This is a genomic window from Microlunatus parietis (genome assembly GCF_013407955.1).
GTDB classification, from domain to species: Bacteria; Actinomycetota; Actinomycetes; order Propionibacteriales; family Propionibacteriaceae; genus Microlunatus; species Microlunatus parietis.
Map to the genome: position 1 here is coordinate 6122884 of NZ_JACCBU010000001.1, position 21286 is coordinate 6144169.

Consider the following 21286-nt stretch of genomic DNA (forward strand, 5'->3'; position numbering starts at 1 on the left):
TGGGTCATCGGAGCGGTCCCGTCACCGACTCGACCGCTGTCCGCAGACTCCCGTCCTTGATCACCCGGACCGCGGTCTCGATCTCCGGCGAGAGCCAACGATCCGGTCCCGGGCCGGCGACCCCAGCCCCTTCGAGTACGGAGATCGCAGCGGCCGTGGCCGGGCCGGGCCGCAGCGGCGCGCGCAGCCGGAGTCCGCGCGCCGCGGTGATCAGTTCGATCGCCAGCACCCGGCGCAGCCCGTCAATGGAGCGGCGCAGCTTGCGGCCGGCCGACCAGCCCATCGACACGTGGTCCTCCTGCATCGCCGAGGACGGGATCGAGTCGACCGAGGCCGGCGCGGCCAGGCGCTTCAGCTCCGAGACGATCGCCGCCTGGGTGTACTGCGCAATCATCAGGCCGGAGTCGACGCCGGGGTCGTCGGCGAGGAACGGCGGCAGCCCGTGGTTGCGGGCGCGGTCCAGGAACCGGTCGGTACGCCGCTCGGCGATGCTGGCCAGGTCGGCCGCGACGATGGCCAGGAAGTCCAGTTGGTAAGCGATCGGGGCGCCGTGGAAGTTGCCGTTCGACTCCACCCGGTCGTCCAGGGTGATCACCGGGTTGTCGATCGCCGCGGCCAGTTCCCAGCCGGCCACAACGGCCGCATGATCAACCGTGTCCCGCGCGGCGCCGGCGACCTGGGGGGCACAGCGCAGCGAGTAGGCGTCCTGCACCCGCGGGCAGTCCTCGACCTGGTGACTGGCCCGGATCTCACTGTCGGCCATGATCAGCCGCAGGTTCGCCGCCGAGGCCGCCTGACCCGGGTGCGGCCGCAGCGCGTGCAGGTCGGCGGCGAACACGTGGTCGGTGCCGAGCAGGCCCTCAACGCTCATCGCCGCCGTGACGTCGGAGATCGTGATCAAGGAACGCAGGTCATCGATCGCCAGCAGCAGCATGCCGAGCATGCCGTCGGTACCGTTGATCAACGCCAGGCCCTCCTTCTCGGCCAGCATGATCGGCGCGATCCCCGCCTCGGCCAACGCCTCGGCCGCAGGCCGGACCTGGCCGGACCGGTCACGGACCAGTCCCTCGCCGGTCAGCGCCAGGGCGCAGTGCGCCAGCGGAGCAAGATCACCGGAGCAGCCCAGGCTGCCGTACTCGTGAACCACGGGCGTGATCCCGGCGTTGATCAGCGCGAGATTGCCGTCCACCGTCGACTCCCGAACACCGGTCCGGCCGGTGGCCAAGGTCGAACAGCGCAGCAGCATCAGCGCGCGGACCACCTCGCGCTCGACCTCCGGCCCGGACCCGGCGGCGTGCGACCGGATCAGGCTCGCCTGCAGGGCTGCCCGCCGGTCGGCCGGGATGTGCGTGGTGGCCAGGGCGCCGAAGCCCGTCGAGACCCCGTAGTGCGGCTCGGCGTCGCCGGCCAGCGCCTCGATCACGGCACGGGTCCGGCGCACCTCGGTGCGTGCCTCCTCGGCGAGCCGGACGACGGCGTCGTGGCGGGCGACGGCGATCACGTCGGCGGCGGCCAGCGGTCCGATCCCGAGTTGCACCGATCCGGAAGCTGCGTTCATCCTCCTATTGGAGTGCCGGGATGCAGGTTTGGCGAGTACCGCCACGGCAACATCTGTCCCGGATCTGAGACACTTCGGCCATGTCCTCGGCGCCGGCGGCGGATCACGTGCTGGCCGTGCTGCGGCTGCTTGCGCGGCAGCCGGAGCCGGTGTCGGCCGGCACCGTCGCTGCCCGGCTCGGGCTGCCGCGCTCGACCACGTACCGGCTGCTGGCGATCCTTCGTGATCAAGGTTTCGTCAGCCATCTGGTGGAGCGGCGGCGCTACTGTCTCGGCGTCGCCGCGTACGAACTCGGCACGGCCTATCAACGGCAGGAGCCGCTGCAGCGGATCGCCGGGCCGACGCTGCGCCGGCTCGCGGCCGAGCTGGGGCAGCACGCCCGGCTGTCCGTCCTGCACGGCACCCAGGTGTACTTCGTGATCGAGGAGCGCGCGCCCGGGGCACCGGTACTGGTGACCGACGTCGGCGTACGGCTGCCGGCACCAGTCACGGCGAGCGGCTTGGCCATCCTGGCCGAGCTGCCGGCCCGCCAGATCACGGCCCTGTTCCCGCATCCGGACGCCCTGGTGCAGCGCGAGGGGCGCGGACCGACCACGCCGACCGAACTGCGCCGGCTGCTCAGCGACGTCCGCACCCGCGGGTACGCCGTCGAGGAGGGCCTGGTCACGCCGGGCTGGACCTCGATCGCCCGGCCGGTGCTGGACACCCAGGACCACCCGGTGGCCAGCGTCGCCGTGACGTTCCCGGCCGAGGCCGGCTCCGGGCTGCACGATCAGGTCGTCGAGGCCGTACGGGGAGCCGCCGATCACCTGTCCGACCGGCTCGGCGGCCGCCGAGCCGGCTGATGTCGGATTTGATCAAGCGGGACCCGGCGGGCGGCGGCTAGCCTCGCGGTCATGCAGGCACAAGGAATCTTCACCGTCTCCGACTGGACTCCGACCGACCACACGCCGCCGATCACGACGGCCGCCTCGGTCGGCCACGCCACCATGATCAAGACGTTCACCGGCGACATCGAGGGCCGGGCCAGCACCCAGTTCACCGGCGCGCTGAACCCCGAGACCGGCGCCGGCAGCTACGTCGCGCTGGAGTCGTTCGACGGAACCATCGGCGGCCGGACCGGCACGATCAACTTCCTCCACACGGCGTCGACGCACGGCACCGACCGCTACGACGAGAAGCTCGCCGTCGTACCGGACAGCGGCACCGGTGAGCTGGCCGGGCTGATCGGCTCCGGCTCGATCGTGATCGACCCGGACGGTACCCATCATTTGATCTTGGAGCTCAGCCCTGCGGCCGTACCCGAAGGTTGAGATTGATCACGCCGCTGGCGTTGGTCCGGCTGCTGATCACCTCCATCGACTGCGGCACCGACCCCTCGGGGAACAGCCGGGCGCCGGTGCCCAGCGTCACCGGGTAGAGGAACAGATGCAACTGGTCGACCAGTCCGTCGGCCAGCATTGCCCGGACCAGGGTGCCGCTGGCGCCGGTGAACACGTCGCCCTGCTGCTCCTCCTTGAGCCGGCGGATCGCCTCCGGGTCGTACCCGCCGAGGAGGATGGTCGGCTGCCAGGTCGCCTCCGCCTCGGTCAGGGTGCTGGACACGACATACTTCGGCGTCTTGTTGAGGAACGGGGCGAAGAGGTCGTCCTCGCCGGTGCGCTCCGACCAGGCCGGCGCGAACATCTCGTAGCTGCGCCGGCCGAAGATCACCGCCGTGCAGGTCTCGGCGAGCCGTTCCAGAGTCTCGTTCATGCCCTCGTCGAAGTCGAAGTCCGCCGACCAACCCGGCTCGTCGATGATGCCGTCGAGGGTGATGAACTCGTGTGCGTGCAATGCGCCCATGCGTGATCCTTATCTGCTGGAGGTCGGCGCAGACACTAGGCGGTCGGCGGCGGTTCGGTCTTGTACAGCAGCGACAGCGGCTCGGCCGGGTCGGTCGTGCGCAGCTGCCGTACGGTCCGCCCGATGTAGCGGGCCAGCGACCGGGTCAGGTGCGGCTGATCGAAATAGCCGAGCCTGTGCACCACCTCGACCGGCGGCATCCCCTCCATGATCAACATCGCGGCCTGCCGGGCCCGCAGGATCTGCCGGACCGCCGTCGGCGTCAGCCCCGTCGTCGCCAGATAGCGGCGCTGCACCGTACGCAACGACACTGCGGGCCGATGATCATCGGCCGCCGCCGCGACGACCGGGTCGCGGCCGAGGACCCCCTCCCGGACCAACCGCCCGACGAATCGCTCGGCGGTGCCGAAGCCCGGCCGGAACCAGTGCGAGCCCGCCAGTTCGAACCGCCGGCCGGTGACCTCCGGCAACTCGATCCCACCGTCCAACAGCAGTCGTGCCGGAAGGTGGTGGAATGCGGTGCCGAGCGAGAACGTGATCCCGAAGAACCAGGTGTCCGGGGGCACCGGCGCCAGGCCGGCCCTCGTCTCCGGCCCTTGCACGGCGACCCGGATCCGGCCCCGCTCGCCCCAGAAGACCAGTTCCGGGTACGGATTCGCGACCGACATCATCCGGTCCACGGCGAAGCTGCGACTGCGCCAGACCCGCTCGACGTACGGCGAATCGGAGGGACGGTCCTCGATCTCCAGCCCCATCGCCGCAGCCACCTCCGATCTTGATCACGCCGTGCGGACCAAGGTAACGGGTTGGTGGGCGGCGAGCCCGGACATTACACTCGTGCGGACCCTCCCGGACGACCGGGAGACGGGGCGTGGCCCAGTGGCTAGGGCACCTGCTTTGGGAGCAGGGGATCGCGGGTTCGAGTCCCGCCGCCCCGACCGACGGTGATTCCGACGATCGGCGGGTTCGTTCCTGGTCAGTCTCGGGTCGCGCCCGGAGGCCAGCTGACGATCACCGGCAGACCGCGCTGGCGAGCGAGCTTGACGATGTCGGCAGCCCCTCCCGGTACCGCTTCGCCGGAACGATCACCTGAAGCTGCCCGCCCGCATCGAGCACGGCCCGGGCGAACAGCTGATCCGCGCCGTCGGCCAGGCCGCTGATGCCGACCAGGTGGTCGGCGGCGACCTGGTCGAGCTCGGCCCGGATGGCCTGGTCGACGAGGCGTGAGGTCTCCGGCGACAGGCCGCGGTGACCCGTGATCGCGATCCGCATGAGTGGCTCGCCTTCTGCTCGACGCGTCGTTCCGATGCTAGATTGATTGGTACCCAAGCCACTCTGCCACTGGGTCCCACGGGGACGTCATCGCACTTGGCCGCGGGCGGCACGACCTTCTGCCGGCGTTCGGATGCCGGTTGCTGGCTGCTGCCCTCGTCTGTCGGCCTCGATGCAGAAGGACAGTCCCGTGGCTTCCTCCCAAGATCTGACGTTGTTCGCTGCGCTCTCGGCTGCGCTGCGCATCTCCTGGCTCGCCGTACGCGACGCGGCCCGGCACGGCACCGGCTGGTTCGTCGCCGCCTCGGTGCTGAGCCTCTGCCACGCGCTGGTGCCGCCCGCGGAGGTGCTGCTGCTCAAGCGGCTGCTCGACGAGATCGCCGCGCCCGTACGGAATCCGCAGCACCTCGCGACGGCGCTGGCGGCCCTGACCGTGGTCGTCGGGCTGAACTTCTCGATCGGCTATCTCGCCCTCACCGCGTCGCAGCGGACCGGCCTCCGGCTCGGTTGGCATTGCCGGACCGGGCTGGCCCGGGCGGCGGCCGGACTGCCGCCGCACCGGCTGGCCGAGCCGGAGGTGAGCACGGCTCTGCAGGCCGCCGAGCTGGGCATCGAACCGCTGAGCCGGGTGCCGGGCAACGTGCTGCAACTGCTCGGTACGGCCGTGACCGCGATCGGGCTCTGCGCGGCGATCTTCACCTTCAGCCCGTTCGCCGGCGTGCTGGTGTTGTCGGCGCTGCTGCCGACCGTCGTCGCGATGACGTTCATCGCGCGGGTCGAGGCGCGCGGCTGGCCGCCGGTCGCCGCGGCCCAGCGACGCTCGACGTACGCGATGGAGCAGTTGCTGCAGCAACGGTCCGGGACCGAGCTCGCCCTGCTCGGCACTGGCGACAAGATCGCCAAACGGGTGAGTCGCGAGCAGCGGCGGAAGGTCGCCCTGCTGGACAAGGTGCTGGCGGCCGACATGCGCTGGGAGACGGCCGCCTCGACGGGCACCGCGGTGCTGCTGGCGGCGGCGCTGTGGGCCATGATCAACTCCGGCGCGGGTGCCGCCGTCGCCGCGGCCGCGATCGCCGGCATCCTGTCCGGGCTGTCGGCGATCCGGTTCACCGGGCACGCCTTCGGCAACATCATGTCGACGGCGCCGCAGGCCGACAGCTACTACGGGATGGTGGCGGAGCCGGCGATCGAACCGCCGACCGCTCCGGCCCGGCGGACCCGTCGGATCGAGCTGGATCGCCTCACCGTGCGCTATCCCGGACAGCCGCGGCCGGCGGTCGACGGGGTTTCGCTCACCGTCGAGCGCGGCGAGATGATCGCCCTGGTCGGCTCCAACGGGGCGGGGAAGACGACGACCGTCAACGCGCTGGTCGGCATCGTACCGCCCGAGGCCGGGGCGATCATGATCGACGGCAGGCCGGCCCGGTTCCCTTTGCAACCCGAACTGCTGGCCGACGTCGGCCTGCTCAACCAGGAATTCGGCCGGTACGAGTTCACGGTGCGCGAGGCCGTCGAGCTGGGCACGCCACGGACCGGCGTCGGCGACGCAGAACTCTGGACGGCCCTCGACGCGGCCCGGCTCGGTGATCTCGTGCGCACTCTGCCGGACGGCCTGGACACCCAGCTCGGCCAGCAGTGGGGCGGTGTCGGCCTGTCCGGCGGTCAGTGGCAGCGCCTCGCCCTGGCCCGGATCTGCCTGCGCGACGCCGGGGTCTGGATCCTCGACGAGCCGACCAGCGCGATCGACGCCGAGGCCGAAGCCGAGATCTTCGCCGAACTCCAACAGAACAAGGAGAACCGGATCACCATCGTCGTCTCGCACCGGGCCTGGACCCTGCGCGGCGTGGACCGGATCTACGTCTTCGACGAGGGCCGGATCGTGCAGGTCGGCAGCTATCGCGAACTCCTTGATCAACCAGGCCGGTTCGCCGACCTGTTTGCCGAACAGCTCGCCGGCGATCAGACCGGCCGGGCATCATGATCGACCCGCCCGGTGAGGTCAAGGTGCTGCCCGGCACCGGACGGCTGACGAGCTGGGGGATGGGGCCCAGGGTCTTGTTCCTGAGCAATCCGCTCGCCGATCCGGTGGTGTGGTCGGCTGGCCCCAGGGCGCGGCGATCGCGCAAGAGGCCGCGCTGGCGTACCCCGATCACGGTCGGGCTGCGGCACTCCTCGCACCCTAGGACCGCCAGAATTCCCTCGAGTTCCTCGGTCTTTAGAGCGCCTTCCCACCGCGATCACTCGCCGACGACACCTGTGCGGCTCGGGCCCGCGAGGTGGCCGCGGCGATCCCGGGCGCACGCTACCTCGAGGTCCCCGGAGCCGGGCATGCAGCGCCGTTCACGCACCCGTCGGACGTGTGGCCGGTCGTCCTGAACTTCCTGCTCGCGATGCGACGTCCGGGGCGAGGGTGATCACGGGGTTGCGGACCACGTGGTGCTCGCCGGTCAGGCCGTGGCGCCCACCAGGCGCGCCCGCAGCCGGCCGAGACTGTCGTCGCCGAGCCCAGCGTGCCGGAGATACGCCTCGACGCCGCCGTACGTCTGCTCGAGATGATCAAGCACCGTGATCATGGTCTCCGCGCGGCTGCTGAACTCCTCGGCCAGCTGGGTCCGCTGGGTCGGGTCCGGGACTGCGGCGAGCAGTTCGTCGAAGTGGGCCAGCAGGCGATCACTGACGGCCGCATAGTCCGCCGCGATCACGTCGGCCGTGACCCCCGCCAGGCCGAGGGCGAGCGCGATGATCATCCCGGTCCGGTCCTTGCCCATGTGGCAGTGCACCAGCACGGCTCCGGCCGGCGCGGACGCGATCGCCTCGATCGCGGCTGCGTACATTTCGGGCCGGAGCTCCAGACCCGCGATGTAGGTCTGCTCCAGGCTCAGCGCCGGATCGTACGGATCGTCGTGCCGGTGCAGCGGGCGGTTGCAGTGCAGCGGGTCACCCGCGAATGGCGTCGGGTAGTGCTCGCACTCCCAGTCGGTCCGGACGTCGACGATCCGGCCGAGCCGGGCCGCTCTGACGGCCTCAACCCCGGCTGGAGTCAGCCGGGTCAGATTGTCGGACCTGATCAGCGCCCTCGCCGCGATCCGCCCGCCGTCCGCAGTGGGCAGCCCACCAAGATCACGAACATTGAGACAGTCCGGCCAGCTCAAGCTCATCGGTGTCGGCACAGTTCATCCGACCACGAAAGTTCGCGGGCTGCCAGCGGCAACCCCATGCACTGGTCCTCGGCGAGCCCCGTCGGAAACTCAGCCGGGGGAGTGGCAGACGGCCTCGACGTTGTTGCCGTCGGGGTCGCGGACGAAGGCGGCGAAGTAGTGCTCGTGATACTCGGGCCAGATCCGCGGCTCGTGCAGGACCTCCATCCCCAGCGCCTTCGCGGCTTCGGAGAAGGCGAGTACGGCGTCGCGGTCCTTGGCGGCGAAGGCGTGGTGGGTCGGCCGGTTCGGCACCCGGTCCTCCCACTGGCCGATCCAGAAGTCCGGATGTTGATCATCGCCGTAACCGATCGCGACCTGGAAATCCATCACCCGCCGCTGGCCCAGCGCCCCGAGCACGGCGTCGTAGAAGGCCGCGCTGGCAGCGATGTCGGCGACCTGGAGCCCGAAATGATCGATCATGCCTGGGAACGGTACTCCTCGGCGTCGGTGTCGACGCCGACCGGATCCCAGCGGAACACCAGCAGGGCGAGCACCCCCAACATGGGAAAGATCGCGATGATCCAGAACACTCCGGACTGCAAGGCGCCGGCCAGGATCGGGAAGAAGAACAGCGAGATCACCGAGAAGACCCGCTTCACCGCCTCGTTGAAGCCGACGCCGGTGCCGCGCAGGCTGGTCGGATAGCTCAACGTCGCGTACGACATCAGCTGGGCACCGGGCCCGCCGGCCTGGGCGAAGATGAACAGCGCCAGCATGCCGACGGCGACCGCGATCAGCGGACCGGTCGGGATCCCGACCACGGCCAAGATCAACAGCGCCGCCGCCTGCAGGGCGAAGCCGACCAGTGCCAGCCGGCGCGCCCCGGCCTTGCTGACCAGCGCGACGCCGACCAGGCCGCCACCCACGCCGAACAGCAGATTGATCACCAGCGAGGAGCCGATGGTGATCAACGGGCCCTGCTGGAACAGGGTGGAGATGATCAACGGCGTGCCGTACGCCACCGCGTTGTAGCCGAACGTGGAGAAGACGCTGACGCAGAGCGCGACGATGGTGCGGATCCGATAGGTCGGCGACCACAGCCGGGCGAACGCCTTCCAATTGGCCGTCGGGGTGGTCCGGCGCGCCGTCACCGCGTCGGGCGCCAACTCCGCGTCGATGTCGTACGCCGAGCGCAGGATGTCCACCGCGCCGCGCAGATCGCCCTGATTCGCCAACCACTGCGGCGATTCCTTGAGGAAACGGCGCCGCACCAGCAGCACCACCAGCGCCGGCACGGCGCCGAAGCCGACCACGATCCGCCACAGCAGCGGCTGGCCCGACTCGGGCAGCGCAAGGAACGCGATCAGCACCACCAGATAGCCGAAGCCGGTCGCCGCGTACCAGGCCGGCGACCAGGCGTTCACCCGCTGGGACCGGTTGCCCTTGCCGCGCAGCGAGGAGAACTCGGCCAGGAACGCCATCGCCACCGGAAGATCGAGCCCGACCCCGATGCCCATGATGAACCGGAAGAAGATCAGCCACCATTCGTCCGGCGCCAGCGCGCAGCCGATCGCGGCGACCACGAAGAAGACCATGTCGGCCATGAACAGCCGGTAGCGGCCGAGCCGGTCCACCAGCACGCCGCCGACCGAGGCGCCGACCACCGAGCCGACCATGATCGCGGCGTTGACCACGCCGGTCATCAGCGCGTCCAGCCCGAACTGGCGCCGGATCTCGGTGATCCCGAACGCGATCGACGAGAAGTCGTACGCGTCCATGAAGATGCCGCCCAGGGCCAAGATCACCACAGCCGCCGCGCCCTTGCTGGGCCGCGGCCGGTCGGCGACCAGCCGGGCGACGTCGGCGGCCGTCCGGACCACGGGTCGGACGGCCGCCGTTGTCGAAGAGTCGTTCACAAGCAGGGATGGTAGGCCCAGCGGCGACCCCTCGCGTTGATCAACCGAACTGCGGGATGATCTCCTCGGCGAAGCGCTGCAGTGGTTCATGATCGTAAGCGAGCGCCGGGATGTAGCAGATCACGTAGTCGGCGCCGGCCTCGACGAGCTGCTCCACCTCGGCCTTGATCTCGGAGACGGTCTTCACCGGGTCGCCGTAGCGTTCCCGCCAGGTCGGCGGCAGCCCGCGGAACGCCTTCTCCTCGGCCTTCGCCTTGTCCTCGCCGTCGGCGATCGGATAGACGTTCAGGCTGGTCGACTTGATGATCTCCGCGTAGTCCCGCCCCACGTTCTCGCAATGGCCCTTCAAGATCGCGGCCTTCTGCTTCAGCGTCTCCGGGTCACCGCCGCCGATGTTCGCGGCGTTGCCGTACTGCGCCACCAGCTTGAGGGTCACCTTCTCGCCGCCGCCGCCGATCCACAGCGACGGGTGCGGCTTCCGGACGCCCTTCGGCTCGTTGTAGGGACCGTCGATCGAGTAGTACTTCCCGGCGAAGGTCGGGTTGTCCTCGGTCCACATCTTGTGAATGATCTGCACGGCCTCCCGGAAAGCGCCCATCCGGTCCTTGAGTTCCGGCCACTCGTAGCCGTACGCCTTCCATTCGTGCTCGTACCAACCGGCCCCGATGCCCGCGTACAGCCGGCCGTGGCTCGCCACGTCAACGGTCGAGGCGATCTTGGCGTAGAGCGAGGGGTGCCGGTAGCCGTTGCAGCCGACCATCTGGCCGACGTTGACCCGGGTCGTGTCGCGGACCAGTGTCGAGGTCGCGGTCCAGCACTCGAAGGTGGTGTTCTGGGTGGGCTCGGGAACGGTGTGGAAGTGGTCGTAGACCCAGATCGAGTCCCACGGACCGGCGTCGGCGGCCTTGGCCACGGCGGTCATCGCCTCGTACTGCTCGACCGGCTCGGCGATGTCGGCCAGATCCATCCGCCAGCCCTGCGGAACGAAAACTCCAAATCGCGTCGTCACGGGTTTCCTTTCCCTGATCAAGTTGTCGCTGGTGACCCTACTCGGGGCGTACGGCGCGGGATTTGGCGCCCTCGGACGCCGACCGTAGGATGGTCCGGTCTCTGGCGAGGCGTATCTTCGGCCTGCGCTGGACCCGAACTGATGCCATTCCTTCCACCAGGAGTCTGTACGTGCCGAGCACCGTCGAGCAGCTGAGCCCGTCCCGGGTCAAGATCACCGTCGAGGTCCCGTTCGACGAACTGAAGCCGAGCGTCGACAAGACCTACCAGGCGATCGCCCAGCAGATCACCATCCCCGGCTTCCGCAAGGGCAAGGTGCCGCCGATGGTGATCGACCAGCGGTACGGCCGCGGCGCGGTGCTGCAGGAGGCGATCAACGACGCGCTGCCCGGCCTGTACGGCAAGGCCGTCTCGGACAACAAGCTGTCCCCGCTGGCCCAGCCCGACATCGAGGTGACCAAGCTCGAGGACAACGACCTGCTCGAGTTCACCGCCGAGGTCGAGGTGCGCCCCGAGTTCGAGCTGCCCGAGCTGGAGTCGCTGGCCGCCACGGTCGACGCGCTCGAGGTCGACGAGGAGCGGGTGACCGAGCAGCTGGACGCGCTGCGGGCGCGGTTCGGCTCCCGGGAGACCGTCGAGCGGGCCGCCGCCGAGGGTGACGTGGTGACGATCGATCTCGAGGCGAGCGTCGACGGCGAGGTCCTCGAGGACGCGACCGCCGAGGGCATGGAGTACGAGATCGGCTCCGGCTCGATGCTGGAGGGTCTGGACGAGGCCGTGACCGGCCTGTCCGCCGGCGAGTCGGCGACCTTCACCTCGAAGCTGGTCGGCGGGCCGCACAAGGACGAGGACGCCGAGATCAAGGTCACCGTGTCCACGGTCGCCGAGCAGAACCTGCCCGAGCTGGACGACGAGTTCGCCCAGCTGGCGTCGGAGTTTGACACGCTGGACGAGATGAAGGACGACATCCGGACCCGGCTGATCAACATGAGCCGGCTGGAGCAGGCCAGCGAGGCGCGCGACAAGGTCCTGGAGGACCTGATCGGCAAGATCGACTTCGACGTGCCCGAGGGTGCGCTGGCCGCCGATGTCGAGGCCCGCAAGGAGCAGATCAACCGTCAGCTCGGCCAGGCCGGGCTCTCGCTCGAGCAGTACCTCACCGAGTCCGAGGAAGCCGAGAGCGAGGAGTCCTTCTGGGCCGACGTGGAGAAGCGGGCCGCCGACGCGCTGAAGGCGCAGATCGTGCTGGACAAGCTGGCTGAGGAGCGTGAGGTCCCGGTCGACCAGAACGACCTGACCCAGCACATCGTCCGGCTGGCGCAGCAGCAGGGGAGCAACCCGCAGCAGATCGCGGATCACCTGCAGGAGCACCCGCACCACGTGAACGAGTACATGACCGAGATCCGGCGCGGCAAGGCGCTGGCCCTGGTCGTCGAGGCCGCGACCGTCACCGACGCCAACGGCGAGCGGGTCGAGCTGGACCGGCTGCAGCCGGACGGCACGCTGGCCGATCCTGTCATCGAGGCCGACGAGGTCGAGGCCGAAGAGCCGGTCGCGAAGTAACGAACGTTCCCTGAGCCTGTCGAAGGGCAAGCCGGATCATCCGGCTCTGCACCTTCGACAGGCTCAGTGCGTTATGCGGCGAGGGCCTTCTCGACGTCGCCCTCGAGCTGCTCCGGGGTGGTCTGCGGCGCGTACCGCTTGATCACTTCGCCGTCCCGGCCGATCAGGAACTTGGTGAAGTTCCACTTGATCGCGTCGCCCAGCACGCCGCCCTTCTCGGACCGCAGCCAGGTGTAGAGCGGGTGGGCGTCGGCGCCGTTGACGTCGATCTTGGCGAACATCGGGAACGTCACGCCGTGGTTGACCCGGCAGAACTCGTCGATCTCGGCCTCGGTGCCCGGTTCCTGGTGGCCGAACTGGTCGCACGGGAAGCCGAGCACCACCAGACCGGCGTCGGCGTGCTCGGCGTACAACTTCTGCAGGCCGTCGTACTGCGGCGTGAAACCGCACTTGGAGGCCGTGTTCACGACCAGGACGACCTTGCCGAGGTACTCGCCGAGCGGCCGCTCGGTGCCGTCGATCGCGGTCGCGGAGAAGTCCGCCAGGGTGCTCATGATCACCAATCTAGCCGCGACTCTCCCGCGCCCCGCGTGCGCCGTCAGCGAACAGGGCCGGGATGCCCTCTGCCGCGAGGTGCCCAGCGGGTAGGTTCGTCCCCGTGAATGCAGAACTGATGGCAGAGCGCAGCGGGGGCTTCGGTCTCGACGACCAGGTGTATCAGTCGCTGTTGCGGAACCGGATCATCTTCCTCGGCACGGAGGTCCGGGACGAGAACTCCAACGCGATCTGTGCCCAGATGCTGCTGCTGAACGCGGAGGACCCGCACAAGGACATCTGGCTGTACATCAACAGCCCCGGCGGCTCGGTCGACTCCGGCATGGCGATCTACGACACCATGCGCTGGATCTCGAACGACGTCGCGACGGTGGCGATGGGTCTGGCCGCCTCGATGGGTCAGTTCCTGCTGTCGGCCGGCACCAAGGGCAAGCGGTACGCGCTGCCGCACAGCCGGATCATGATGCACCAGCCGTCCGGCGGTCTCGGCGGTACGGCGAGCGACATCAAGATCCAGGCCGAGCAGTCGCTGCACATCAAGTCGGTGATGCAGAACCTGATCGCCGAGCACACCGGCCAGACGCTGGAGCAGATCGAGCGAGATTCCGACCGGGACCGCTGGTTCACGGCCGAGGCGGCGAGGGAGTACGGGTTCATCGACCACGTGTTCACCTCGGCCGCGCAGATCCCGTCCGAGTCGCCGACCCAGTGAAGAAGGAGTACCCGATGAATCCCAGCACGTTCGGCGGCGACCCGACCAGTTACGCCCCGCGGATGGACTACTACATCCCGCAGTGGGAGGAGCGCACCTCCTACGGGATGCGCCGGATCGACCCGTACACGAAGCTTTTCGAAGATCGCATCATCTTCCTCGGCACCCCGATCTCGGACGAGATCGCCAACGCCGTGATGGCGCAGCTGCTGTGTCTGCAGTCGATGGACCCGGAACGCGACATCGAGATCTACATCAACTCGCCGGGCGGTTCGTTCACGGCGCTGACCGCGATCTACGACACGATGCGCTACATCAAGCCCGACATCCGCACGGTCTGCCTCGGCCAGGCCGCCTCGGCCGCCGCGGTGATCCTGGCCGCCGGCACCAAGGGCAAGCGGCTCGCGCTGCCGAACAGCCGGATCCTGATCCACCAGCCGGCGACCGAGGGCGGGTACGGCCAGTCCTCCGACATCGAGATCCAGGCGAAGGAGATCCTCCGGATCCGGGCCCTGATGGAGAACATGCTCGCCTCGGACACCGGTAAGGAAGCCGAGGAGGTCAGCCGTGACATCGAGCGGGACAAGTATCTGACCGCCGAACAGGCCAAGGAATACGGAATCATCGACGACGTCCTGACGTCGTTGAAGGCCGTCCCCGCCTGACCGCTGGAATATGTTCCACATCGTCCGGAGCCCGGGTTACTGTGGAGCGAAGCCCCGACACACCGCCCACGGCTTCGGCCGTACCGGGAACCCGTAGTACAGGGAAGTGAGGAGACGGCGTGGCTCGCATCGGAGAGAGCGGCGACCTGCTGAAGTGTTCTTTCTGCGGAAAGAGTCAGAAGCAGGTCAAGAAGCTCATTGCCGGTCCAGGTGTCTACATCTGTGACGAGTGCATCGACCTCTGCAACGAGATCATCGAAGAGGAGTTCTCCGAAGGCGCCGACGTCGGTCTGCTGGACGAGCTGCCCAAGCCGCAGCAGATCCGGCAGTTCCTCGACGGGTACGTGATCGGCCAGACCAACGCCAAGAAGGCGCTGGCCGTCGCGGTCTACAACCACTACAAACGGGTCCAGTCGCGGGCCTCGAACCCGGCGCGCCGGGCCGAGGAAGACAACATCGAGTTGGAGAAGTCCAACATCTTGTTGATCGGCCCGACCGGCTGCGGCAAGACGTACCTGGCGCAGACGCTGGCCCGGATGCTGAACGTCCCGTTCGCGATCGCCGACGCGACCGCGCTGACCGAGGCCGGCTACGTCGGCGAGGACGTCGAGAACATCCTGCTCAAGCTGATCCAGGCCGCCGACTTCGACGTGAAGAAGGCCGAGACCGGGATCATCTACATCGACGAGGTCGACAAGATCGCCCGCAAGAGCGAGAACCCGTCGATCACCCGGGACGTCTCCGGTGAGGGCGTCCAGCAGGCGCTGCTGAAGATCCTGGAGGGCACCCAGGCCAGCGTCCCGCCGCAGGGCGGCCGCAAGCATCCGCACCAGGACTTCATCCAGATCGACACCACCAACGTGCTGTTCATCGTCGGCGGCGCGTTCGCCGGTCTTGATCAGATCGTCAGCCAGCGGGTCGGCAAGCGGCCGCTCGGCTTCAACAACGATCCGGAGACCCGCAAGCCCGAGTCGGAGGACCCGTTCGAGGACGTCCGGCCCGAGGACCTGGTCAAGTTCGGCCTGATCCCCGAGTTCATCGGCCGACTGCCGATGATCTCCTCGGTCAGCCCGCTGGACCGGGAAGCCCTGATTCGGATCCTGGTCGAGCCGAAGAACGCGCTGACCAAGCAGTTCAAGAAGCTGTTCGAGCTGGACGGCATCGAGCTCGAGTTCACCGACGAGGCCATCGAGGCGATCGCCGACCTGGCGCTGCTCCGCGGCACCGGCGCCCGCGGGCTGCGCGCGATCCTCGAAGAGGTCCTGCTCAACGTCATGTACGACGTGCCGAGCCGGAGCGACATCGCCCAGGTGATCATCACCGCCGAAGTCGTCAACGACAACGTGCTGCCGACCCTGGTGCCGCGCAGCAAGATGCCGAAGCGCGAACGCCGCGAGAAGTCCGCCTGACCCTGACGCCTCCGTGCCCTGAGCCTGTCGAAGGGCTGGGAACATTCGTCCAAGACTGAAGGACGGGCCTCGTGCATCGTGGTGTTCATGATCAAACACGGTATGCACGTGGTCCACGACGGTCGCAGGGAGGCGCCGCCGCTGCTGCTGGTCCACGGCTCCGGGGCGTCCGGCGACTTCTGGAGCCCGTTGGTCCCTGCACTCGCCGAGCACCACCATGTCATCCGGGTCGACCTCCCCGGCTGCGGCCAGTCGCCGCCCGTGCCGTCCTTCCGGGTGCCGGAACAGGCGAGCCGCGTCGCCACCCTGCTGGACGACCTCGGTCTGCGGCAGGTCGCCGTCGCCGGGCACTCCAGTGGCGGCTACCTGGCTACCGCGCTCGCCGAACAGCGCCCCGATCTGGTCGGATCGATCGCGCTGATCAGCACCGGGCCGAGCCCCGACGCGCTGCTGCCGCAGCCGTTGATCATCCGCGTCCTGCTGGCGCCGCCGCTCGGCCCGATCCTGTGGGCACGACGGTCGGATTCCCTGCTCCGCAAGGGAATCAGCGCGACGACCGCCCGTGCGGTGGAGATCACGGACGAGCTGATCGCCGGGATCAGGCCGATCACGTACCGCACGATGCGGGCGGTGCTGCGCGAGAACACGGCCTACCTCGCCGAGCGGAGCGTGCCGGATCGGCTCGCCGGACTCGAGGTCCCCGTTCTGGTGATCTTCGGTGACGCCGACCCGCGCTGGGAACCAGCGTCGGCCCAGCAGTACGCCCTCGTGCCGAACACGCGGATCGAACTGCTGTCGGGCGTCGGCCACGTACCCATGATCGAGGCACCGGCGGAGACGAGCCGGCCGCTGCTCGACTTCGCGAAGCGGCACAAGTTCGCTCCCTGAGCCTGTCGGGCAAGAGCCGGTCAGGTAGGGCACTTCGACAAGGTCAGTGCGCGTTGCACACCTAGGCTGGGAGACGTGCTGCAGCAAGGGATCTTCGACTGGTCACGGGTGGACGTAGCTGTCCCGCGCCGGTCGGCTCGGCTTCCGGGGGTCAGCATGGCCGGGTTTCGCCAGCACCTGCCGGCACCCGCGGAGATCGCGATGGTGGCGCATCCGTCCGTCACCGTCATTGTCGATCTCAGTGAGCGAGGCATCGTCTACGACACGAGCGGACGGCGGGAACGCGGCAGCATCGTCGCCGGACTAATTCCCGGCGAGGTTCGCGGCGGCGGCGAGGGGTTCGGCGAGTGTCTCCAGCTCCGGCTGACCCCGGTCGTCTCCGCCACGGTGCTGGGCGCTGCGGCCGAGCTCTCCGGGACGATGGTGTCCCTCTCCGACGTTTGGGGCCGGGACGCCGGGCGATTCGAGGACCGGCTTCGCTCCGCGGGGTCTTGGGATGACCGGTTCGCGATCGCCGCCGAGGTCCTGCGCCGCCGACTGGACGCCCGCCGGGCGGTGAGCCCCGAGGTCGCCCACGTGTGGCGGCGTACGCTCGCCGGCCGGGGCCAGGCGCGGGTCGACGATCTGGCCGGCGAGGTCGGCTGGAGCCGCAAACGGCTGTGGTCCCGCAGCCGGTCCCAGCTCGGCATCACGCCGAAGCGCGCCGCCCAACTGGTGCGGTTCGACCACGCCGCTCACCGGCTCGCGGCGGGGCACGCTGCCGCCGCGGTCGCTGCCGAGTGCGGCTACGTCGATCAGTCCCACCTCAACCGCGAGGTCAGGACGTTTACCGGGCTCACGCCGACGGCCTTGGCCGCCGCGCCGTGGCTCGCGATCGACGACGTCGCGTGGCCCGCCTGACCCCGGCCGCGAGCCCGAGATAACGATCCGGACGCCGCCCTTGGCAACGAGTGGCAAACCCTTGCCATGTGCTTGCCATCCCGGTTGCTATGAGTCACAGTAGCCTGCGTGACCGGGCACGGTCAGCAGGACAACAACAGACACCGGAGTCGGCCGCCCGGCCGCCAATGACGAAGAGGGACTTCCCAATCAATGGCAAGGTCATCTAGTCTCGCTGAGATGGGCAAGCGTTTACCAAGGACGGTGAACGGCGGGGGCGGCACGGCAACAGTCGTGTCGGCGCCAGCCGGTGGCCGCAAGATGGGACCGATCAAGAAGCTTGGTCGGGACAAGCTGTTGGTCGCGCTCGGGCTTCCGGGGGCGATCGCGCTGATCCTGTTCCAGTACGTGCCGCTGTTGGGCAACGTGATCGCGTTCCAGGATTACCAGCCGTACCTGGAGATCAACGAGGCACCGTTCGTCGGGCTGCAGAACTTCTCGTTCCTCTGGGATGGCAACACCGCCTTCCTCAATGCGCTGGTCAACACGCTGACGCTGACGGTGATCCAGACCGTGCTGGTGTTCCCGGTCCCGCTGGTGCTGGCGCTGTTGCTGAACAGCCTGGCGGGGGAGCGGCTGAAGCGGCTGCTGCAGTCGATCCTCTACCTGCCGCACTTCCTGTCCTGGGTGATCGTGGTCGCGTTGTTCCAGCAGATGCTCGGCAACGCCGGCATGTTGAACACGTTCCTGGTCCAGAACGACATGCCGCTGATCCAGATCATCGGCGTCCCGGAGCTGTTCAAGGCGCTGATCACCGCGCAGGTGATCTGGAAGGACGCGGGCTGGGGCACGATCATCTTCCTGGCCGCGATCTCCCAGATCGATCAGGAGCAGTACGAGGCCGCCGCCGTCGACGGGGCCAACGCCTGGCAGCGGCTGATCCACATCACGCTGCCGGCGCTGAAGGGCCTGTTCATCCTGCTGTTGATCTTGCGCCTCGGCAACAGCCTCTCGGTCGGCTTCGAGCAGATCATCCTGCAACAGGGGCCGGTCGGACTGGAGGCCAGTGAGGTGCTCGACACCTGGGTCTACAACAACGGCATCATCGGCGGCAACTGGGGCATGTCCACCGCCGCCGGCCTGGTCAAGAGCATCGTCGGTATCGGACTGGTGATCGGAGCCAACAAGTTGGCCCATCTCTTCGGCGAGCGAGGGGTGTACTCGAAATGACCACACTCGAACGGCAGTCGACCATCGGGGCCTCCGACGCCCCGCTGCGGTCGGTCAAGGGCAGCAAGCGGCCGGTCTGGATGGAGAAGCCGAACCCGCTGGTCCAGTTCGTCAAGTTCGTCGCGCTGTCCATCTCGGTGCTGTTGGTGGTCGTCCCGTTCTGGTCGGTGATCGCGACCTCGCTGGCCGACCAGAAGACGATCAACGACAGCGGCGGCGGAATGATCTTGTGGCCGAGTGGTGCCTCGTTCGCCGCATACAGCGCGATCCTGTCCGGCGGCGTGGTGACCCGGGCCGTGATCATCTCGGTCGCGATCACGGTGGTCGGGACGTTGCTGTCGCTGGCCACGACCGCCGGGCTGGCGTACTGGCTGTCCCGACCGGGTTCGTTCGGTTCCAAGCCGACCGTGTTGATCGTGCTCGGCGCGGTGCTGTTCAGCCCCGGCCTGATCCCGAGCTACCTGCTGGTGAAGCAGTTCAATCTGCTGGACTCCTGGTGGTCGCTGATCCTGCCGGTGCTGGTGAACGCCTTCAACGTGATCGTGATGCGGGCGTTCTTCCAGGAACTGCCGCAGGAACTGTTCGAGTCGGCCGCGATCGACGGCGCGTCCAGTCTCACCGTGCTGGTCCGAATCGTGCTGCCGCTGTCCAAGGCGGTGCTGGCGGTGATCGGCCTGTTCTACGCCGTCGCGTACTGGAACGCGTTCTTCAACGCCCTGCTCTACATCCAGAGCACCGACAAGTGGCCGATGGCTCTGGTGCTCCGGACCTTCGTGGTCAACCAGACCACGATCGGCGGTGATCAAGTCGGTGGCATGGCTGAGGTGCTGCCGCCGCAGTTGCCACTCCAGATGGCGATCCTGGTGGTCGCGCTGGTCCCGATCTTGATCCTTTATCCATTCCTGCAGCGCCACTTCGCGAAGGGCGTCATGATCGGCGCCGTCAAGGGCTGACTTCAGAGTTGAGGGAGAAACACACTATGTCCGCATTCACGTTCCAGCGCCGGTCGTTGCTCGCCGGAGCCGGTGGGGCCGCTCTGCTGGCCGGAACCGGCGCCCTGTCCGGCTGCAGCACCGGCGCAGGCCCCGACACCAACACGGCCGCCAAGAACACGGCGGTCACGTTGCCGACCTACGTCCAGTTCACCGGCATCAAGCCGGACCTGCCCGGCAGCGACAAGGGTGTCGACCCGGCGTTCCGGAACTTCCCGAAGGACCGCCCGAAGGTGGTCCCGGAGAAGCCGGGTAACGGGGAGACCCTGACCGGGATGGGCAACATCTACTACGCGGTGCCGCCTGGCCCGGACCGGAACTCGTACTGGGCCGGCCTGAACGAGCGCCTCGGGATCGACCTCGACCTGCAGATGGTCGGCAACGCCGACTACACGCAGAAGTTCGCCACCACGATCGCCGGCAACGACCTGCCGGACATGCTGCAGATGCAGGTCGTGGCAAACTTCCCCGCCCTGCTGGAGAAGCGGTTCACCCGGCTGGACGAGTTCCTGTCCGGCGACGCGATCAAGGAATATCCCAACCTCGCCAACATCCCGACCCGGCACTGGAAGCCGGCCGTCTACAACGGCGGCATCTACGGCATCCCGATCCCGCGCGGCGCGGTCGGTGCGTACAGCTTCATCCGGGAGGACCTGTTCGACGCAGCCGGGCTGTCGCCGGAGCCGAAGAGCTTCGCCGAGCTGACCGAGACGGCGAAGGCGCTGACCGACCCCAAGAAGCGGCGCTGGGCGTTCGGCATGTGGGGCCAGGTCCGCAACTACCTGACGATGATGAACGGTGCGCCGACCGGCTGGCGTGAGGAGGGCGGCAAGCTCACCCACCAGTACGAGACCGAGGAATACAAGCAGGCGATCACTGACCTGACCGAACTCTGGAAGGCCGGCGTGCTGCACCCCGACGCCTTCTCCGACCAGCTGCCGTTCAAGAACCTCTTCAACGCCGGCACGGTCGCGATCAACGCGACCGACGGTTACCCCGGCTGGACCCAGTACATCCTGGACAACGCCTCGAACCCGAACTTCAAGCTCGGCCTGATGCCGGTGTACCAGCGCGAGGGCGGTGAGCTGGCGGCCTGGCACCAGGGCAGCGGCTACTACTCGATCACGGCGCTGAAGAAGCAGGACAGCCCGGACAAGATCAAGTTGATCTTGCGGGTGCTGAACTGGCTGGCCGCGCCGTTCGGAACCGAGGAATACCTCTACCGGCTGTACGGCGAGGAGGGCGTCGACCACACGGTCAACGCTGACGGCGACCCGGTGCTGACCAAGACCGGCACCGCCAACACCGTGATCCCGATCCGCTACATGGCTGACTCGCCGTACACGATCTACCAGCCCGGCCGGCCGGAGGACGCCGACACCCAGCACGCGTACCAGACCAAGGTGCTGGAGAAGTCGATCACCAACCCGACGGTGGGTCTGTTCTCCAACACGCACGCCACCAAGAACGCCACGATCGACAAGACGTTCAACGACGGTGTGCAGCAGATCATCCAGGGCCGCGATCCCTTCAGCAAGCTTGACGAGTTGATCAAGGCGTGGCGCACTGGCGGCGGCGACGGCATGCGCGCCGAGTACGAGGAGCAGTTGCAGCAGGCCGGCGGACAGCCGGGCTGACCCGGATTCAGTGGACC

The 21286-nt window shown here is 68.3% G+C and carries 21 protein-coding genes and 1 tRNA gene; 13 read left to right on the top strand and 9 right to left on the bottom strand.

Annotated features, from left to right (window positions below; genetic code table 11):
- Positions 1-4: 4 nt before the first annotated feature.
- On the bottom strand, positions 5-1558 hold the full coding sequence (gene hutH / locus BKA15_RS29505; RefSeq protein ID WP_179757089.1) for a histidine ammonia-lyase: 1554 nt from the start codon (positions 1556-1558) through the stop codon (positions 5-7).
- A gap of 80 nt (positions 1559-1638) precedes the next feature.
- Here hutH and BKA15_RS29510 point away from each other — a divergent pair, with 80 nt between their 5' ends.
- The gene (locus tag BKA15_RS29510; RefSeq protein ID WP_179757091.1) at positions 1639-2403 is read left to right on the top strand and encodes an IclR family transcriptional regulator; all 765 of its coding nucleotides are present in this window, start codon (positions 1639-1641) and stop codon (positions 2401-2403) included.
- 51 nt (positions 2404-2454) lie between these two features.
- Positions 2455-2871 (top strand): DUF3224 domain-containing protein, encoded by a 417-nt coding sequence (locus tag BKA15_RS29515; protein WP_179757093.1) that lies wholly within the window; start codon positions 2455-2457, stop codon positions 2869-2871.
- Here BKA15_RS29515 and BKA15_RS29520 read toward each other — a convergent pair.
- Complete coding sequence (locus BKA15_RS29520) at positions 2843-3403, bottom strand: dihydrofolate reductase family protein (protein ID WP_179757095.1); 561 nt, start codon at positions 3401-3403, stop codon at positions 2843-2845. The genes BKA15_RS29515 and BKA15_RS29520 overlap by 29 nt on opposite strands.
- Positions 3404-3438: 35 nt before the next feature.
- Positions 3439-4170 (bottom strand): helix-turn-helix domain-containing protein, encoded by a 732-nt coding sequence (locus tag BKA15_RS29525; protein WP_312879524.1) that lies wholly within the window; start codon positions 4168-4170, stop codon positions 3439-3441.
- 98 nt (positions 4171-4268) lie between these two features.
- On the opposite strand from BKA15_RS29525, the gene BKA15_RS29530 reads away from it, so the two are divergent.
- Positions 4269-4341, top strand: a tRNA-Pro gene (locus BKA15_RS29530).
- A 73-nt stretch (positions 4342-4414) separates the two neighbouring features.
- Here BKA15_RS29530 and BKA15_RS29535 read toward each other — a convergent pair.
- Positions 4415-4675 (bottom strand): hypothetical protein, encoded by a 261-nt coding sequence (locus BKA15_RS29535; protein ID WP_218871628.1) that lies wholly within the window; start codon positions 4673-4675, stop codon positions 4415-4417.
- Between the two features lie 190 nt (positions 4676-4865).
- Here BKA15_RS29535 and BKA15_RS29540 point away from each other — a divergent pair, with 190 nt between their 5' ends.
- Positions 4866-6656, top strand: a complete 1791-nt coding sequence (locus BKA15_RS29540) for an ATP-binding cassette domain-containing protein (protein ID WP_312879525.1) — start codon at positions 4866-4868, stop codon at positions 6654-6656.
- 466 nt (positions 6657-7122) lie between these two features.
- On the opposite strand, the gene BKA15_RS29545 is transcribed toward BKA15_RS29540, so the two are convergent.
- From BKA15_RS29545 to BKA15_RS29560, 4 genes are all read right to left on the bottom strand, one after another.
- Positions 7123-7833, bottom strand: coding sequence for a tyrosine-protein phosphatase (locus BKA15_RS29545; protein WP_179757099.1), 711 nt, complete (start codon positions 7831-7833; stop codon positions 7123-7125).
- A 90-nt stretch (positions 7834-7923) separates the two neighbouring features.
- The gene (locus BKA15_RS29550) at positions 7924-8295 is read right to left on the bottom strand and encodes a VOC family protein (protein ID WP_179757101.1); all 372 of its coding nucleotides are present in this window, start codon (positions 8293-8295) and stop codon (positions 7924-7926) included.
- Positions 8292-9731: an MFS transporter gene (locus BKA15_RS29555; RefSeq protein ID WP_218871629.1), complete on the bottom strand. Its 1440-nt coding sequence runs from the start codon at positions 9729-9731 to the stop codon at positions 8292-8294. Before BKA15_RS29555 ends, BKA15_RS29550 begins: the two co-directional genes overlap by 4 nt.
- A gap of 40 nt (positions 9732-9771) precedes the next feature.
- On the bottom strand, positions 9772-10740 hold the full coding sequence (locus BKA15_RS29560; protein WP_179757104.1) for an LLM class F420-dependent oxidoreductase: 969 nt from the start codon (positions 10738-10740) through the stop codon (positions 9772-9774).
- 170 nt (positions 10741-10910) lie between these two features.
- Here BKA15_RS29560 and tig point away from each other — a divergent pair, with 170 nt between their 5' ends.
- Entirely contained in the window at positions 10911-12302 is a 1392-nt protein-coding gene (gene tig / locus BKA15_RS29565) for a trigger factor (RefSeq protein WP_179757106.1), read from the top strand.
- A 71-nt stretch (positions 12303-12373) separates the two neighbouring features.
- Here the strand turns inward: tig and BKA15_RS29570 are convergent, their stop codons facing one another.
- Complete coding sequence (locus BKA15_RS29570) at positions 12374-12856, bottom strand: glutathione peroxidase (RefSeq protein WP_179757108.1); 483 nt, start codon at positions 12854-12856, stop codon at positions 12374-12376.
- Between the two features lie 119 nt (positions 12857-12975).
- On the opposite strand from BKA15_RS29570, the gene BKA15_RS29575 reads away from it, so the two are divergent.
- From BKA15_RS29575 to BKA15_RS29610, 8 genes are all read left to right on the top strand, one after another.
- Positions 12976-13569: a ClpP family protease gene (locus tag BKA15_RS29575; RefSeq protein WP_179758777.1), complete on the top strand. Its 594-nt coding sequence runs from the start codon at positions 12976-12978 to the stop codon at positions 13567-13569.
- Between the two features lie 62 nt (positions 13570-13631).
- Positions 13632-14234, top strand: a complete 603-nt coding sequence (locus BKA15_RS29580) for an ATP-dependent Clp protease proteolytic subunit (RefSeq protein WP_218872524.1) — start codon at positions 13632-13634, stop codon at positions 14232-14234.
- A 119-nt stretch (positions 14235-14353) separates the two neighbouring features.
- Complete coding sequence (gene clpX / locus BKA15_RS29585; protein ID WP_179757113.1) at positions 14354-15643, top strand: ATP-dependent Clp protease ATP-binding subunit ClpX; 1290 nt, start codon at positions 14354-14356, stop codon at positions 15641-15643.
- An 87-nt stretch (positions 15644-15730) separates the two neighbouring features.
- Positions 15731-16531 (top strand): alpha/beta fold hydrolase, encoded by an 801-nt coding sequence (locus tag BKA15_RS29590; protein WP_218871631.1) that lies wholly within the window; start codon positions 15731-15733, stop codon positions 16529-16531.
- A gap of 75 nt (positions 16532-16606) precedes the next feature.
- A complete protein-coding gene (locus tag BKA15_RS29595) occupies positions 16607-17431 on the top strand; it encodes a helix-turn-helix domain-containing protein (protein ID WP_312879527.1) in 825 nt (274 codons plus the stop codon).
- A gap of 300 nt (positions 17432-17731) precedes the next feature.
- Complete coding sequence (locus tag BKA15_RS29600; RefSeq protein WP_218871632.1) at positions 17732-18640, top strand: ABC transporter permease subunit; 909 nt, start codon at positions 17732-17734, stop codon at positions 18638-18640.
- On the top strand, positions 18637-19593 hold the full coding sequence (locus BKA15_RS29605) for a carbohydrate ABC transporter permease (RefSeq protein ID WP_179757117.1): 957 nt from the start codon (positions 18637-18639) through the stop codon (positions 19591-19593). Before BKA15_RS29600 ends, BKA15_RS29605 begins: the two co-directional genes overlap by 4 nt.
- Before the next feature lie 26 nt (positions 19594-19619).
- Complete coding sequence (locus BKA15_RS29610) at positions 19620-21269, top strand: type 2 periplasmic-binding domain-containing protein (RefSeq protein ID WP_179757119.1); 1650 nt, start codon at positions 19620-19622, stop codon at positions 21267-21269.
- The last annotated feature ends 17 nt before the right edge of the window (positions 21270-21286 follow it).